General features: G+C 72.4%; 14 protein-coding genes and 1 pseudogene. 3 read left to right on the forward strand and 12 right to left on the reverse strand.

Annotation, left to right across the window (positions count from 1 at the left end):
- Positions 1–47 precede the first annotated feature (47 nt).
- On the forward strand, positions 48–518 hold the full coding sequence (locus tag AC30CM_RS17695; protein ID WP_490118203.1) for a GNAT family N-acetyltransferase: 471 nt from the start codon (positions 48–50) through the stop codon (positions 516–518).
- On the opposite strand, the gene AC30CM_RS17700 is transcribed toward AC30CM_RS17695, so the two are convergent.
- The 4 genes from AC30CM_RS17700 to AC30CM_RS17715 form a co-directional block, all read right to left on the reverse strand.
- The gene (locus AC30CM_RS17700) at positions 511–987 is read right to left on the reverse strand and encodes a PH domain-containing protein (RefSeq protein ID WP_490118204.1); all 477 of its coding nucleotides are present in this window, start codon (positions 985–987) and stop codon (positions 511–513) included. The two genes, AC30CM_RS17695 and AC30CM_RS17700, sit on opposite strands and share 8 nt — an antisense overlap.
- Complete coding sequence (ribH, locus tag AC30CM_RS17705; RefSeq protein WP_490118220.1) at positions 984–1,463, reverse strand: 6,7-dimethyl-8-ribityllumazine synthase; 480 nt, start codon at positions 1,461–1,463, stop codon at positions 984–986. The genes AC30CM_RS17700 and ribH overlap by 4 nt, the downstream gene beginning before the upstream one ends.
- Positions 1,460–2,785: a bifunctional 3,4-dihydroxy-2-butanone-4-phosphate synthase/GTP cyclohydrolase II gene (locus AC30CM_RS17710; RefSeq protein WP_490118205.1), complete on the reverse strand. Its 1,326-nt coding sequence runs from the start codon at positions 2,783–2,785 to the stop codon at positions 1,460–1,462. Before AC30CM_RS17710 ends, ribH begins: the two co-directional genes overlap by 4 nt.
- Before the next feature lie 139 nt (positions 2,786–2,924).
- Complete coding sequence (locus AC30CM_RS17715) at positions 2,925–3,527, reverse strand: riboflavin synthase (protein ID WP_490118206.1); 603 nt, start codon at positions 3,525–3,527, stop codon at positions 2,925–2,927.
- 97 nt (positions 3,528–3,624) lie between these two features.
- Between AC30CM_RS17715 and AC30CM_RS17720 the strand changes: the two genes are divergently transcribed.
- Positions 3,625–4,335, forward strand: a complete 711-nt coding sequence (locus tag AC30CM_RS17720) for an LppX_LprAFG lipoprotein (protein ID WP_490118207.1) — start codon at positions 3,625–3,627, stop codon at positions 4,333–4,335.
- On the forward strand, positions 4,335–6,005 hold the full coding sequence (locus AC30CM_RS17725) for an MFS transporter (RefSeq protein WP_490118208.1): 1,671 nt from the start codon (positions 4,335–4,337) through the stop codon (positions 6,003–6,005). The genes AC30CM_RS17720 and AC30CM_RS17725 overlap by 1 nt, the downstream gene beginning before the upstream one ends.
- A 6-nt stretch (positions 6,006–6,011) precedes the next feature.
- Here AC30CM_RS17725 and AC30CM_RS17730 read toward each other — a convergent pair whose 3' ends face one another.
- The 8 genes and pseudogenes from AC30CM_RS17730 to AC30CM_RS17765 all read right to left on the reverse strand — a co-directional run.
- Positions 6,012–6,167 carry a hypothetical protein gene (locus AC30CM_RS17730; protein WP_490118209.1) on the reverse strand — a complete coding sequence of 52 codons (156 nt, stop codon included), beginning with the start codon at positions 6,165–6,167 and terminating at the stop codon, positions 6,012–6,014.
- A gap of 236 nt (positions 6,168–6,403) precedes the next feature.
- Positions 6,404–7,387 carry a bifunctional diaminohydroxyphosphoribosylaminopyrimidine deaminase/5-amino-6-(5-phosphoribosylamino)uracil reductase RibD gene (gene ribD, locus AC30CM_RS17735; protein WP_490118221.1) on the reverse strand — a complete coding sequence of 328 codons (984 nt, stop codon included), beginning with the start codon at positions 7,385–7,387 and terminating at the stop codon, positions 6,404–6,406.
- A 17-nt stretch (positions 7,388–7,404) separates the two neighbouring features.
- Entirely contained in the window at positions 7,405–8,079 is a 675-nt protein-coding gene (gene rpe / locus AC30CM_RS17740) for a ribulose-phosphate 3-epimerase (protein ID WP_490118210.1), read from the reverse strand.
- A 5-nt stretch (positions 8,080–8,084) separates the two neighbouring features.
- A complete protein-coding gene (locus tag AC30CM_RS17745) occupies positions 8,085–9,416 on the reverse strand; it encodes an RsmB/NOP family class I SAM-dependent RNA methyltransferase (protein ID WP_490118222.1) in 1,332 nt (443 codons plus the stop codon).
- A 104-nt stretch (positions 9,417–9,520) separates the two neighbouring features.
- On the reverse strand, positions 9,521–10,447 hold the full coding sequence (gene fmt / locus AC30CM_RS17750) for a methionyl-tRNA formyltransferase (RefSeq protein ID WP_490118211.1): 927 nt from the start codon (positions 10,445–10,447) through the stop codon (positions 9,521–9,523).
- Between the two features lie 17 nt (positions 10,448–10,464).
- On the reverse strand, positions 10,465–11,001 hold the full coding sequence (locus tag AC30CM_RS17755) for a LemA family protein (RefSeq protein WP_490118212.1): 537 nt from the start codon (positions 10,999–11,001) through the stop codon (positions 10,465–10,467).
- Positions 10,995–12,824 carry a DUF2207 domain-containing protein gene (locus AC30CM_RS17760; RefSeq protein WP_490118213.1) on the reverse strand — a complete coding sequence of 610 codons (1,830 nt, stop codon included), beginning with the start codon at positions 12,822–12,824 and terminating at the stop codon, positions 10,995–10,997. The genes AC30CM_RS17755 and AC30CM_RS17760 overlap by 7 nt, the downstream gene beginning before the upstream one ends.
- A 134-nt stretch (positions 12,825–12,958) precedes the next feature.
- A pseudogene (locus tag AC30CM_RS17765) lies at positions 12,959–13,602 on the reverse strand (primosome assembly protein PriA); the annotation flags it as partial.

Genomic DNA, 13,602 nt, shown 5'->3' on the forward strand with positions numbered 1-13,602 from the left:
ATCAGCGCATTCTATCGCACCAGGGAAACGGAGCCGGCCGACGCCGCATGACCGCACCGAGGGTGGCCAGACTGGCCGAGAGCGACTGGCGCGCGTTCGCCGTGCTGCGCCTGCGCGCGCTGCGCGATGCGCTGGGCGTCGAGGACCAGCACTACCGCGACGAGGCGGCGTTCACCGCCGCGCAGTGGCGCCGTCGGCTGCGCATGCACGCCCAGTTCGCCGCCGTCCTCGACGACCGGATGGTGGGTCTGGTGGGCGCGCAGCGCGACCCCACCGGCACCGTGTACCTGTACTCGTTGTGGCTGGAGCCTGCGGCGCGGCGCCGCGGCCTGGCTCACGACCTGCTCACCGAGGCGGTGTCGTGGGCCCGCGCGGGTAACGCACACGCGGTGACCTTGCGCGTCGACACCGGCAACGCGCCGGCACTCGCGGTCTACGAGGCCCTCGGCTTCACCGTCGACGCGTCGGCGCGGCCCTCGCGCAACGGCGAGGTGGTGATGCGGCTCGACGTCAGCTGACGTCGGTGCGGTAGCGCGCGACCAGCGTGCGGACGCGGTCCATGGCGTCGACGGCCCGCTCCTTGTCCACGGCCTGGATGGCCATCGCGGGCACGTACTCGTCGTCGGGTAGGTCCACGCGCGCCCACCGGGCGCCGGGGGGAAACGTCACGTCCACCACCATCGACCACGGGATCAGCTTGTCGCTCAGCAGATTTCGCACCGCAACGCCCTGTGGACCCACCCGCAGCCGGGGCCGCGCGAACAGCAGCACCAGGCCGGCGATGATGATGCCGATCGACGCGATCCCCACCTGGTCGGACGTCTGGAAGATGACGCCGCTGGACCCCACCTTCAGGAGGAACCCCACCGCGATGTGCGCCGCCGCGATCAGGAACGCGGCGCCGTAGGCGAAATAGGGCGTCAGGTGCGGCCGCACCTCCAGGTCCCATCCGCCGTGTGCGTCCCCGGCGGCGCCGTCGCCGGTCATGAGCGCCGCAGGTCCCGCAGGGTCAACGCGGTCGACAGCGCCGCCGCGGCGGCCTGGGCGCCCTTGTCCTCCGAGGAGCCGGGCAGGCCCGCCCGGTCGACGGCCTGCGCCTCGTCGTTGACGGTCAGCACGCCGTTGGCCACCGGCGTCGACTCGTCGAGCGACACGCGCGTGAGGCCCTGCGTCACGGCATCGCAGACGTAGTCGAAGTGCGGCGTCTGCCCGCGGATCACCACGCCGAGTGCCACCACCGCGTCGTGGTCGGCGGCCAGCGCCTGGGCCACCACGGGAATCTCGATGGCACCCAGCACCCGGACCACCGTGGGCTCGGTGACCCCGCTGTCCTTGGCCGTGCGCAGGGCGCCGTCCAGGAGCGCGTCGCAGATGGCGTCGTGCCACGTGCTCGCGACGATCGCCAGACGCAGGCCGGAGGCGTCGACGGCCGGCATCTCCGGCACGCCGTGACCGCTCATCAGAGGGATCCCTTCTCGTCCGGGGCCGCGGGCGTCCGGTCACCCAGCAGGAACACCGCTTCGTCGTAGCCGTCGGCCTTTACGGCCTCGTCGTAGTCGTCGAGACCGGTCAGGTCGTGTCCCATGCGGTCGCGCTTGGTCATCAGGTAGCGGATGTTCTCCGCGTTGGCCCGGACCGGCAGCGGCACGCGCTCGATGATGTGCAGGCCGTAGCCGTCCAGGCCGACGCGCTTGGCCGGGTTGTTGGTGAGCAGACGCATCGACTTGATGCCCAGATCCACCAGGATCTGCGCACCGATGCCGTAGTCCCGGGCGTCGGCGGGCAGGCCCAGGTTCAAATTGGCGTCGACGGTGTCGTCGCCGGCGTCCTGCAGCTGGTAGGCCTGCAGCTTGTGCAGCAGCCCGATGCCGCGCCCCTCGTGGCCGCGCATGTAGAGCACCACGCCGCGACCCTCCCGCGCCACCATGGCCATGGCCGCGTCGAGCTGGGGGCCGCAGTCGCAGCGCCGCGACCCGAACACGTCACCGGTGAGGCATTCGGAGTGCACGCGCACCAGCACGTCGTGGCCGCTGCCGTCCTCCCCCGCGATGTCGCCGCGGACCAGCGCCACGTGCTCGACGTCGTCGTAGATGCTGGTGTAACCCACCGCACGGAACTCACCGTGACGGGTGGGGATGCGGGCCTCGGCCACGCGCTCGATGTGACGTTCGTGCTTGCGGCGCCATTCGATGAGGTCGGCGATCGAGATCAGCGCCAGGCCATGGTCGTCGGCGAAGACCCGCAACTCCTCGGTCTGCGCCATCGAGCCCTCGTCCTTCTGGCTGACGATCTCGCAGATGGCGCCTGCCGGCTGCAGCCCGGCCAACCGCGCCAGGTCGACGGCGGCCTCGGTGTGGCCCGGCCTGCGCAGCACGCCACCGTCCTTGGCGCGCAGCGGCACCACGTGCCCGGGCTTGGTGAACTGGTCCGGGCCCGCGGTGGGATCGGCCAGCAGTCGCATCGTGGTCGCGCGGTCCGACGCCGAGATGCCGGTGCCCACGCCGGCCTTGGCGTCGACGGTGACGGTGTAGGCGGTCTGGTGCTTGTCCTGGTTGACCGCGTACATCGGCAGCAGACCCAGCCGGTCGCACACCTCGCCGGACAGCGGCACGCACAGGTAGCCGGAGGTATAGCGCACCATGAAGGCCACCAGCTCCGGCGTCGCCTTCTCGGCGGCGAAGATGAGGTCGCCCTCGTTCTCGCGGTCCTCGTCGTCGATGACGACGACGGCCTTGCCCGCCTGGATGTCGGCTATCGCCCGTTCGACGGAATCAAGCCTCGTCATCTTCAGTCACCTACTTCGAAGGGGCGGCCGCGACGACTGCTCGCCGTCCGCCCAGGACCATGTGAACCGACACAAGTATGAACCACTGGGACGCATGGGTTATTGCCGCCGTGTCGCAGCGCCCCACGATGTGACCGGATCAGCCGGCGGCGCGCTCGCCGAGGAGCCGTTCGACGTACTTCGCGATCACGTCGACCTCCAGGTTCACCGGGGTGCCCACCTCCGCGTGGCCCAGCGTCGTCATGCCCAGCGTGGTCGGGATCAGCGATACCTCGAAGTAGTCGGGGCCCAGTGCCGACACCGTCAGCGACACCCCGTCGACGGTGATCGACCCCTTCTCGACCACGTAGCGGGCGAGGTGGGCGGGCAGCGCGATGCGCACCACCTCCCAGTGCTCCGACGGGGTGCGCGACACCACGTGGCCGGTGCCGTCGACGTGGCCCTGCACGATGTGACCGCCCAGGCGGCCATTGAGCGCGGCGGCGCGTTCCAGGTTGACGCGGCTGCCGACGCCGACGCCCGCCAGGCTCGACCGGTTCAGGGTCTCGGCCATCACGTCGGCACTGAAGGCGCCGTCGGGCAGCACCGCCACCACGGTCAGACACACGCCGTTGACGGCGATCGAGTCACCGTGGCCCGCGTCGGCGGTCACCACGGGGCCGCGGATGACGAACCGCGCCGCGTCGGCGAGGTCCTCCTTCGCGACGATCTCCCCCAACTCTTCGACGATTCCCGTGAACACGCCACCAGGCTAATCGCGTGAACACGCGTCAACCGCCGAGACCCCGCCGCGAACCGTGGACCGGGCGCGCCCACGGCAACCCTCTACGATGCAAGGCATGCACAAGCGTCCACGTCTTGCCGTCCTCGCAACCCTGTTCACGGCGCTGTTGGCAACCTTGGCGTTGGTCGCCGGGTGCTCGTCGTCGAAGCAGTCCGACGCCCCGCTCCCCGACGCGGCGACGCTGCTGAAGGACTCCAGCCAGACCACCCGGGCGCAGCAGAGCGTGCACCTCGTCCTCACCACCACCGGCGAGATCAAGGAACTGCCCATCGCCTCGCTCGAGGGCGACCTCACGCTGACCCCCGCGGTCGCCGCCGCCGGCAAGGCCGACATCGTGTTCCTGGGCCAGAAGCTCGAGGGCGTGCAGTTCGTCGTCGCCGACAACACCCTCTACGGCGCCATCACCGCCAACAGCTGGCAGAACTTCGGTCCCGCCGCCGACATCTACGACGTCTCGGCGATCCTCAACCCCGACACCGGGCTGGCCAACCTGCTCGCCAGCATCACCGACGCCAAGTCCGACGGCCGCGAGAACATCGGCGGCGTCGACAGCGTGCGCGTCACGGGCACCGCCACGGCCGACGCGGTCAACAAGATCGCCCCGCAGCTGAAGGCCTCCGGCCCGGTGCCCGCCACCGCCTGGATCCAGGAGGAGGGCGACCACCAGTTGCAGCAGGTCAAGATCGAGCCGACGCCGGGCACCAGCATCCAGATGACGCTGTCCGACTGGGGTAAGGCCGTCACCGTCACCAAGCCCGCGGCCTGATGGGCCGCCACGACGCCGCCGGCGGCGCCGCGCCCGCCGCCGGCAAGTCCGCGACGTCGGGCGCTGCCACCCCGGGCAAGGCCGCGACCAGCCGTCGCATCGCGATCAGCGCGGGCGGCCTGGCCGTGCTGCTGGGCGCGCTCGACACCTACGTCGTGATCACGATCATTCGCGACGTCATGGTCGACATCCAGATCCCCATCAACCAGATCCAGCGCGTCGCGCCGATCATCACGGGTTACCTGGTGGGCTACATCGCGGCCATGCCACTGCTGGGCCGCGCCTCCGACCGCTTCGGACGCAAGCTGCTGCTGCAGGTCAGCCTCGCCGGCTTCGCCGTCGGATCGATCGTCACGGCGCTCTCCGACGATCTGACGATGCTGGTGATCGGGCGCATCGTGCAGGGCACCGCCAGCGGCGCCCTGCTGCCGGTGACACTGGCCCTGGCCGCCGACCTGTGGGCCGAGCGCAAGCGCGCCGCCGTCCTCGGCGGCATCGGCGCGGCCCAGGAACTCGGCAGCGTGCTGGGCCCGCTCTACGGCATCGCCGTCGTCACGGCCCTCAACACCTGGCGCGACGTCTTCTGGATCAACGTGCCGATGGCCGTCGTCGCCATGGTGATGATCCACTTCAGCGTCCCCGCCAAACAGAAGTCCGACGCGCCACCGGAGAAGATCGACGTCGTCGGCGGCGTCCTGCTCGCGATCGTGCTGGTGCTCGTCGTGTTCGGCCTGTACAACCCGGCGCCCGACGGCGAGCGCGTGCTGCCCGAGGGCGGCTGGATCCTGCTGATCATCGCCGCCGTGGCCACCGTCGCGTTCTTCGTGTGGGAGAAGATCGCCAAGACCAAGCTCATCGACCCGGTGGGCGTGCACTTCCGGCCGTTCCTGTGCGCGCTGGGCGCGTCCTTCACCGCGGGCGCCGCGCTCATGGTCACGCTCGTCAACGTCGAGCTGTTCGGGCAGGCCGTGCTGTCGCTCGACCAGAACCAGGCGGCGTTCCTGCTGATGCGGTTCCTCGTCGCGCTGCCCGTCGGCGCGCTCATCGGCGGCTGGGTGGCCAGCCGCGTCGGCGATCGCGCCGTGGCCTTCGTGGGCCTGCTGATCGCCGCATTCGGCTACTGGCTCATCTCCCACTGGTCGGTCGACCTGCCGTCGGCCCGGCACGACTTCGGCCTGTTCAGCCTGCCCACCATGGACGTCGACCTCATCGTGGCCGGCTTCGGGCTCGGCATCGTGATCGGGCCGCTCACGTCGGCCGCACTGCGCGTCGTCCCGGCACCGCAGCACGGCATCGCCTCGTCGCTGGTGGTCGTCGCCCGCATGACGGGCATGCTCGTCGGCGTCGCCGCGCTCTCTGCGTGGGGCCTGTACCGGTTCAACCAGTTCCTGCAGGAGCGGCTGGCGGCCCAGCCGGCCCCCAGCGCGGACAGTCCCGGCGGCATGATGGTCGCCGCCGCAGGCCGGGTCGCCAAGGCCTCCATCGAGGCCTACGCGTTGCAGTACGGCGAGATCTTCGGGATCACCATGGTGGTCTGCATCGTGGGCGCCGTGCTGGGACTGTTCATCAGCCGCAAGGACGAGACCGTCAACCACTTCACCGACGACGAGGGTCCCGCCGAGGATTCCACGGACGATCCCGCGACCCGGGTCATCCGCACGCAGCGGTGACCTGGGTCAGCAGCGCTCGATGCCCGGGCGCTGCAGGGTGAACTGGCGGGTGTCGGGAGTCGATCCCGAGGCCAGCACGGCCCGGAATGGGCGGCAGACCAGGTTGACCAAGGCGCGCTGATCGACCGGGCGAATGCTGAGCCAGTCCTGGAGGACGGTCATGCTCATCGGTCCTTTGCTCGTGCTCTGATGCGCTCGAACGTCGTTGGCAAGGCGCGGGGCGTCCGGACGACCCGGACGGCCCCCTTATTCTACGGGCGTCGAATGGCTCGACGGGTCCCTCGCACGCCCGCGCTGGTCTCGAACCGGTAACGACTGACCCAACACGACACGAAGCACCGTGACCACCTTCACAATGCACGCGCCACTGTGAGGTCGACCGTGCCCCACCGGACGCGCTACGCCGGCACCAGGCTCAGCCGCAGGTCCGCACCGAAGCGTTCGGTGCCGTCGAACCGCCAGCGGCGGGCGCCGCCGATGGTCGCCACCCCGACGTCGTCGACCGCCGCCCACGGGCCACCGAGCAGGATGGGCGCCACGTACGCCAGGATGCGGTCGACCAGACCCGCCCGGACGAACGCCCCGGCCAGCGTCGGGCCCCCCTCGAGCAGCACGTCGGTGCGGTCGCCCAGCATCCGCACGACCTCCTCCGGGTCGTGGGTGCGGATCAGCATCGTACGGGCGTCGTCGTCGAGCACCCGGGCATCCGAGGAGATCTCGCGCATCCCCACCACCACCCGCAGCGGCTGATGATCGGCCAGCAGACCGCCGGGCAGCCGCGCCGTCAGCGTGGGGTCGTCGGCGAACACCGTGCCGGTGCCGACGACGATCGCATCGACCACGCTGCGGCGACGGTGCACGTCGGCGCGGGACTCCTCCCCCGTGATCCACTGGCTGGTGCCGTCGGCGGCCGCGCTGCGCCCGTCGACGCTCGCCGCGTACTTCCACGTCACGTGCGGACGCCCGGTCCGCTGCTTGTGCAGCCACTCCCGCAGCGGACCGCCGGTGACCTCGTCGGCCAGCACGCCCGCCTGCACCCGCACGCCGGCCGCCGTCAACCGGTCCGCGCCGCCCGCGGCCACCGGATTCGGGTCGGACGCGGCATACCGCACCTCCGTGACCCCGGCGGCCAGCAGCGCGTCGACGCACGGCGGCGTGCGTCCGTGGTGGTTGCACGGCTCCAGCGTCACCACCGCCGTACCCCCGGCCGCACGCGCGCCCGCGGCCCGCAACGCCAGCACCTCGGCGTGCTCCCCGCCCGTCGGCCGTGTCGCGCCCACCCCGGCGACGTCGCCGTCGCGGTCCAGGATCACCGCACCCACCGGCGGATTCGGATACGTCGTGCCCTTCACCGCCTCCGACGCCTCGATGGCCAGCCGCATCGCGGCCTCGGGGGCGGTCACGCCAGGTGTGCCGATGCCGCCGCCGCGCGTCGGCGCAGCGCGGCCACCGCCTCCGCGGGGTCGTCGGCGCCGTACACCGCCGAACCCGCCACGAAGCAGTCGACGCCGGCCTCCGCCGCCGCGGAGATGGTGTCGGCGTTGATGCCGCCGTCGATCTCGACCACCACGGTCAGCTCGCCCGCATCGACGAGACGTCGCACCGCGGTGACCTTCGACAGCACCTCCGGCATGAACTTCTGCCCCCCGAACCCGGGCTCGACCGACATCACCAGCAGCGTGTCGAAGTCGCGCAGGATCTCCAGGTACGGCTCGATGGGCGTGCCCGGCTTGACCGACAGTCCCGCCCTGGCGCCCGCGGCGCGGATGTCACGCGCGACCGCACGGGGATCGTCGGTGGCCTCGGCGTGGAACGTCACGTTGTAGGCACCCGCCTCGGCGTACGGCGGCGCCCAGCGAGCGGGGTCCTCGATCATCAGGTGACAGTCGACGGGGATGTCGGTCGCGGCCAGGATGCTCTCCACGACCGGCAGCCCCAGCGTCAGGTTCGGCACGAAGTGGTTGTCCATCACGTCGACGTGCAGCCAGTCGGCGCCCCGCACCGCTGCGGTCTCCTCGGCGAGTCGGGCGAAGTCCGCGGACAGTATCGACGGGGCGATCAGGGGTGCTGACATGCGCGTCACACTACTTGGAGGGCGCTGGCGAACATCGCGTCCGTCCCGTGCCGATGCGGCCACAGTTGCACGGACTCACCGCTTCCCGGCGGCACCGGCGCGAACAGCGCCCACGTGTCGAGCGGCCGCACCGGCTGCCTGCGCACGGCGTCGGCCACCACACCCGCGGTCTCGGCCAGGTGCGGTGAACACGTCGCGTACAGCACCACCCCGCCGGGACGGGTCAGCGCGATGGCCGCCGCCAGCAACTCGCGCTGCAGCTTCGCCAACGGCGGCACGTCACCCGGCTGCCGACGCCAGCGCGCCTCCGGCCTGCGCCGCAGCGCACCGAGACCGGTGCACGGCGCGTCGACCAGGACGCGGTCGAACGACCCGGCGGCCAAACCGGTCTCGCGGCCGTCGACGCGCAGCACCTCGACGTCCAACCCGCGGGTGTTCTGCTCCACCAGTTCGGCGCGGTGCGGCGCAGGCTCGACGGCCGTCACCCGGGCGCCGTGCTCGGCGGCGATCGACGCCAGCAGCGCGGTCTTGCCGCCCGGGCCCGCGCACAGGTCCAGCCAGCGGCCACCGTCGTCCTCGACCGGCGCCAGGGTCAGGGCCCGCGCCACCAGCTGGCTCCCCTCGTCCTGGACCTGCGCCGCGCCGTCGCGCACCTGCGCGAACCGCCCCGGGTCACCGCCCGGCAGGTACACCGCGTACGGCGAGAACCGGCCGGGGGTACCGTCGACCGCCGCCGCGAGGTCGGCCGCGGAGATCGCCCCCGGGCGGGCCGCCAGATGCACCAGGGGGCGCTCGTCGTCGCTGGCGAGCAGCGCGCCGAGTTCACCGGCGTCGGCGCCCAGCGCGTCGGCGAACGCCTGGGCGATCCACCGCGGATGGGCGTGCGTGAAGGCCAGGTGGCCGACGGGGTCGCCGGCGGCGTCGGGCGCCAGCTCGGCCACCCAGGAGGCCTCGTCGCGCGAGGCGATGGTGCGCAGCACGCCGTTGACGAAACCCGCTCGGCCCGAATCGAATTCGATGGCGGCCTGGTCGACGGTGGTGTCGACGGCGGCGTGGGCGTCCACGCGGGTGCGCAACAGCTGATAGGTCCCCAGCCGCAGCAGGTCCAGCAGCACCGGGTCGATGCGGTCGGCCGGCCGGCCGGCCACGTGCACGATCACGGCGTCCAGCAGGCCGAGGCTGCGGCAGGTCCCGTAGGTCAGCTCCGTGGCGAACGCCGCGTCGCGGCCGGTGACGTCACGGTCGCGCAGCATGGCCGGCAGCGCCAGGTTGGCGTAGGCGTCGCGCTCGGACACCGCGCGCAGCACGTCGTAGGCGACGCGGCGAGCGGGATCCAGCGGGGTGCGACGCGGGCCGCGCGGCGCCCGGTTCGCGGGGCGCTTGCCGGAACGGTCTGCGGGGCGGCCCCCGGAGCGATCTGCGGGACGCTTGCCGGGGCCGCTCACGACGCCGTCACCGCGTCGTCGAGACGGGCGCCGCGCGCCCAGTCGGCGGCCGCCATCGGCTTCTTGCCCGGCGGCTGGATCCAGCCCAGCGTCACCGGCGCCGATGCCGTGCCGACGTGCACTCCCCCCTTGTCGGCCTGAATCCTGCCGGGAGGCAGGGGGTCTCGGGCCGAGACCGTCACCGGTCCGAGCTTGACCCGCAGGTCACCGATCATGGTCCACGCGCCCGGGTTGGGCGTCACGGCGCGGACGTGGCGATCCACCGCCAGTGCGGGCCGGTCCCACCGCACGCGGGCCTCGTCGACCGTGATCTTCGGGGCGAACGTGATGCCGTCGGCGGGCTGCGGCACCGCCTGCAGCGAGCCGTCGGCGATGCCGTCGAGGGTGCGCTCCAGCAACTCGGCGCCCGACTCGGAGAGCCGGCCCAGCAGGTCGCCCGCGGTGTCGGTGGGACGGATGGTCTCGGTCACCACGCCGAAGACCGGACCCGAATCCAGGCTCGGCTCGATTCGAAACGTCGTCGCCCCGGTCACCGGGTCGCCCGCGGCGATCGCGGCCTGCACCGGCGCCGCGCCCCGCCACGCCGGCAGCAGCGAGAAGTGCAGGTTGATCCAGCCCAGCGGCGGCACCCCGAGCAGACCCTCGCGCAGCAGCGCCCCATAGGCCACCACCGCGCAGCAGTCGGGGGCCAGATCGCGCAGCTGCGAGACGAACTCGTCGTCGTTGGGCCGTTCCGGCCGCAGCACCGGGATGCCCGCCTCGAGGGCGAACGCGGCGACCGGCGACGGCGCAGGCTTGCCGCGGCGACCCGCCGCGGCGTCGGGCCGGGTCAGCACGGCCACGACGTCGTGGCGCGGCGAGTCGACGAGCCGGCGCAGGGACGGGAGTGCGGGCTCTGGGGTACCCGCGAAGACGATGCGCATGTCCGATGAGGGTACGGCTAGCGGGGCAGCTGGTAGTACTCGCGCTCGCCGACGCCGGTGAACGGGGCGACGAACGTCCACGGGATGGTGCCCAGCGTCTTGTTCAACGTGGCGACGGCGTCGTTGTAGTACTGCCGGGCGAAGGCCAGCCGATTCTCGGTCTCGGCCAGGCTCTCCTGCAGCGAGACGAAGTTCTGCGACGACGTCAGCTGCGGATACGCGGCGCCGAGGGCGACGACCTCGGACACCGCGTGGCCCAGGTCGCGGTCGGCTGCGCTGCGCTCGGCCACCGAGGACCCGCCCGTCGCCGCGGTCAACGCCGTGCGGGCGCGCGTCACCTCGTCGACGATGCGCTGCTCGTGCGTCGTGAACGTCTGCACCACGTGCACCAGGCTGGGGATCAGGGAGGCGCGCCGCGTCAACTCGACGTCGATGCCCGACAGGGCCTCGGCCACGCGCACGTTCGCGGCGCGAATCTTGTTGTAGCCCAGCACGTAACCGATCAACACGGCTACCAGGATCACCAGGACCAGAACCAGCAGACCGGTCACCACGAGCCACCACCTCCTCCGCCGCCGCCCCCGCCACCCGCGCCGCTGAAGCCGCCACCACTGCTGCCGCCGCTGCTCGACGACGAGGACTGCGACGCCGTGTAGGCGTCGATGGACGACGACAGCGCCGAGTCGAAGTCGTCGAAGTTCGCCGTGCCTGCCTCGTTCACCGCCGCCCAGGTGGTGCCCGAGGACGTGCCGTACCACTGGGGCTGCGGGGCAACGGTTCCCGTGGCGGTCTGATACTTCTCGGCCCACGCGGCGGCCACGCCCGCGGCCACCGCGAACGGCACGTAGGCGGTGTAGAGGTCCTTGCGGGCGGCGAAGTCGAACCGGGTCTCGGCCGAGTCGGTGCTCAGCAGGCGGTGGAAACCCTGTGCCCGCGACCACAGTTGGCGGCCGGCCTCGGTACGCCTGGTGCCCACGCCGGCGCGCCAGCTCGACACCGTCGCCAGGAAGAACGCCGCGAACGGCAGGCCCCACATGGTCGCCGGGAAGCCCCACCGCAGGAAGCCGCAGAGGGCGAGGACGAAGGCCAGCGCGCTCGCGGTGCGGACCCACAGCTCGCTGCTGCGCTTGACCAGCAGACCGCCGTCGAACGCCCACTTCCGGACGGCGGCCTCGAGGTCGTCCTTGGCGGTGTCCAGACGCTTGCCCGCCGAGGCGGTCTTCTTGGCCGTGAACCTGCTGTCGCGGGTGTCGATCTCGAGCGCCGCCCCCACCGCCTTGGCGACGGGGTCGAGGTCGATCCAGTCCTTGCGCGAGGCGATGCCGCGTACCGTCCACTGCTCGTCGCGGTCGCGGTGCAGTTCGACGAAGCGGTGTTCGGCGAGGTGGAACAGCGTCGCGGTGAGCCCGTTGTCGGGCACGGCCTCGGTACGGATGAACTCCACCTGTACCGGGCCCAGCCCGGGTGGGGGTTCGTACTGCACCGGGAAGCCGGGAGCGGGCTCGACGGTGGTGCGGTTCCAGAGGTATCCGAGCGCGGCCGCGGCGACGGTGAAGGCGGCGACCCACACCACCGTCACCACCGACTGGCCGAAGACGCGGTCGGCGGGCTGGCTCCACGGCAGCGACAGCCGGGGCGGCGTCGGCACGTCGACGCCCGCGCGCAGCGTGACGGGCGTGCGCGGCGGCAGGTCGGTGGCACCGAACGCGACGGTGTCGCCGTCGACGGTCAGACCGGTGCAGGGGCTGCCCACCCCCAGGCCCACCGAGCACTGCGCGCCGGTGACGGCGGCGGGCAGGGTGACCGTCGCCCGGAAGCGTTCGATGCGGTTGTTCCACGACGGCGCCAGCACGTTCCAGAAGAACGTGGAGGCGGCGCCGCCCGGGTCGCCCACCTGGCCGGCGAAACGGCTCTGGGCACCGGTGGCGCCGGGGTCGAGGACGCCGGCGACGGTGTAGCGGATCTCGTAGGTGTGCGGGCCGGGGTTCAGCGTCACGTCGGGGTCGCCGATCTTCGCGACGCGGAAGCGGTCCCAGCTCTCGGAGAGCAGCTGGTAGTCGGCGGGGCTGCCGTCGACGAGGATCGAGGTGATCCGCGGGGGCTGCCGCGCCGACGCGTCGTTGCGGTTGGTGACGTCGAAGTAGCGGAAGATGCCGTGCCGTGCGGGCGGGAAGTCGCCGGTGATCGTCTCGGTGGCGGTGAGATCGCCGGCGGCCGTCACCGTGAACGCCGCCCGGTAGTCGGTGATGACGACGGGGTCGTCGGCGGGCGGGGCCCCGGTCGAACCCGTGGTGAAGAACCCGGCGAACAGCACGGGCCACAGCAGTCCGAAGGCCACGACCACGAGCGTGAGCGACCATGCGACGACGCGGCGCACGTCACCTCCTCGCTCCCCCGGCCCGGACTGCCGCTCACCCTAAGTGCCGCAGCCGCCTCGCCGAGTGGGAATCTGGCGACGCGAACCCGCGCAGATGCGTCGCCAGGTTCCCACTCGGTCGACGGGCCCGCCGGTCACCCGATGTGCAGCGGGTCGATCTGCACCCGCACCGGCTGCTGGTCGTGGCGGGCGCTGCCCGCCGCGACCGCCCTGCGCAGGGCCGCGGCCAGGTCGAGCCCGTGATGGCGGGGCACCCGGACCAGCATCCGCGTCACGGGCTCGGAGGTCGGTTCCCCCGCCGGCCTGCGGGCCCCCGGCGGGAGGTCGACGGGGCCCAGCACGTCGGCGCCGTCGGGCAGCTCGGTGGCGTGCACCAGTGCCGACACCGCCGCCGCGCCGCCGTCGACGGCGGCCATGTGCACCGCGGGCGGCAGGCCCACCTCTTCGCGCGCGTCCAGCTCGACGTCGGCGTGCCCCACCGGGTCCCAGCGGATCAGGGCCTGCACGGTCGGGATCGCCGAGTCCGCGACGACGGCGACGACGCCACCGTCGGACCGCGGACGCACCAGCGCGGTGGCCGCCATCCAGCGCCGCAGCGCGTCCTCGGCGGCGCGCAGGTCCTGGCGGCCCAACAGCGCCCACGCGTCCAACAGCAGCGCCGCGCCGTACCCGCCCTCGGCGACGGGTTCGGCGCCCGGGGTCGCGACCACGAGCGCGGGGTCGCCGGGCACCGCCGCGTGCACGGTGTCGCCGCCCGAGGTGAGCACGGCGACGCCGG

The sequence above is a fragment of the Mycobacterium sp. DHQP2018-32-09 genome, from assembly GCF_058148405.1.

Coding starts and splice junctions, on each gene's coding strand:
- AC30CM_RS17695 (WP_490118203.1), top strand. CDS start 48: ATGACCGCACCGAGGGTGGCCAGACTGGCCGAGAGCGACTGGCGCGCG.
- fmt (WP_490118211.1), bottom strand. CDS start 10,447: ATGCGCATCGTCTTCGCGGGTACCCCAGAGCCCGCACTCCCGTCCCTG.
- AC30CM_RS17720 (WP_490118207.1), top strand. CDS start 3,625: ATGCACAAGCGTCCACGTCTTGCCGTCCTCGCAACCCTGTTCACGGCG.
- rpe (WP_490118210.1), bottom strand. CDS start 8,079: ATGTCAGCACCCCTGATCGCCCCGTCGATACTGTCCGCGGACTTCGCC.
- AC30CM_RS17700 (WP_490118204.1), bottom strand. CDS start 987: ATGACCGGCGACGGCGCCGCCGGGGACGCACACGGCGGATGGGACCTG.
- ribD (WP_490118221.1), bottom strand. CDS start 7,387: ATGCGGCTGGCCATCGAGGCGTCGGAGGCGGTGAAGGGCACGACGTAT.
- AC30CM_RS17725 (WP_490118208.1), top strand. CDS start 4,335: ATGGGCCGCCACGACGCCGCCGGCGGCGCCGCGCCCGCCGCCGGCAAG.
- AC30CM_RS17710 (WP_490118205.1), bottom strand. CDS start 2,785: ATGACGAGGCTTGATTCCGTCGAACGGGCGATAGCCGACATCCAGGCG.
- AC30CM_RS17730 (WP_490118209.1), bottom strand. CDS start 6,167: ATGACCGTCCTCCAGGACTGGCTCAGCATTCGCCCGGTCGATCAGCGC.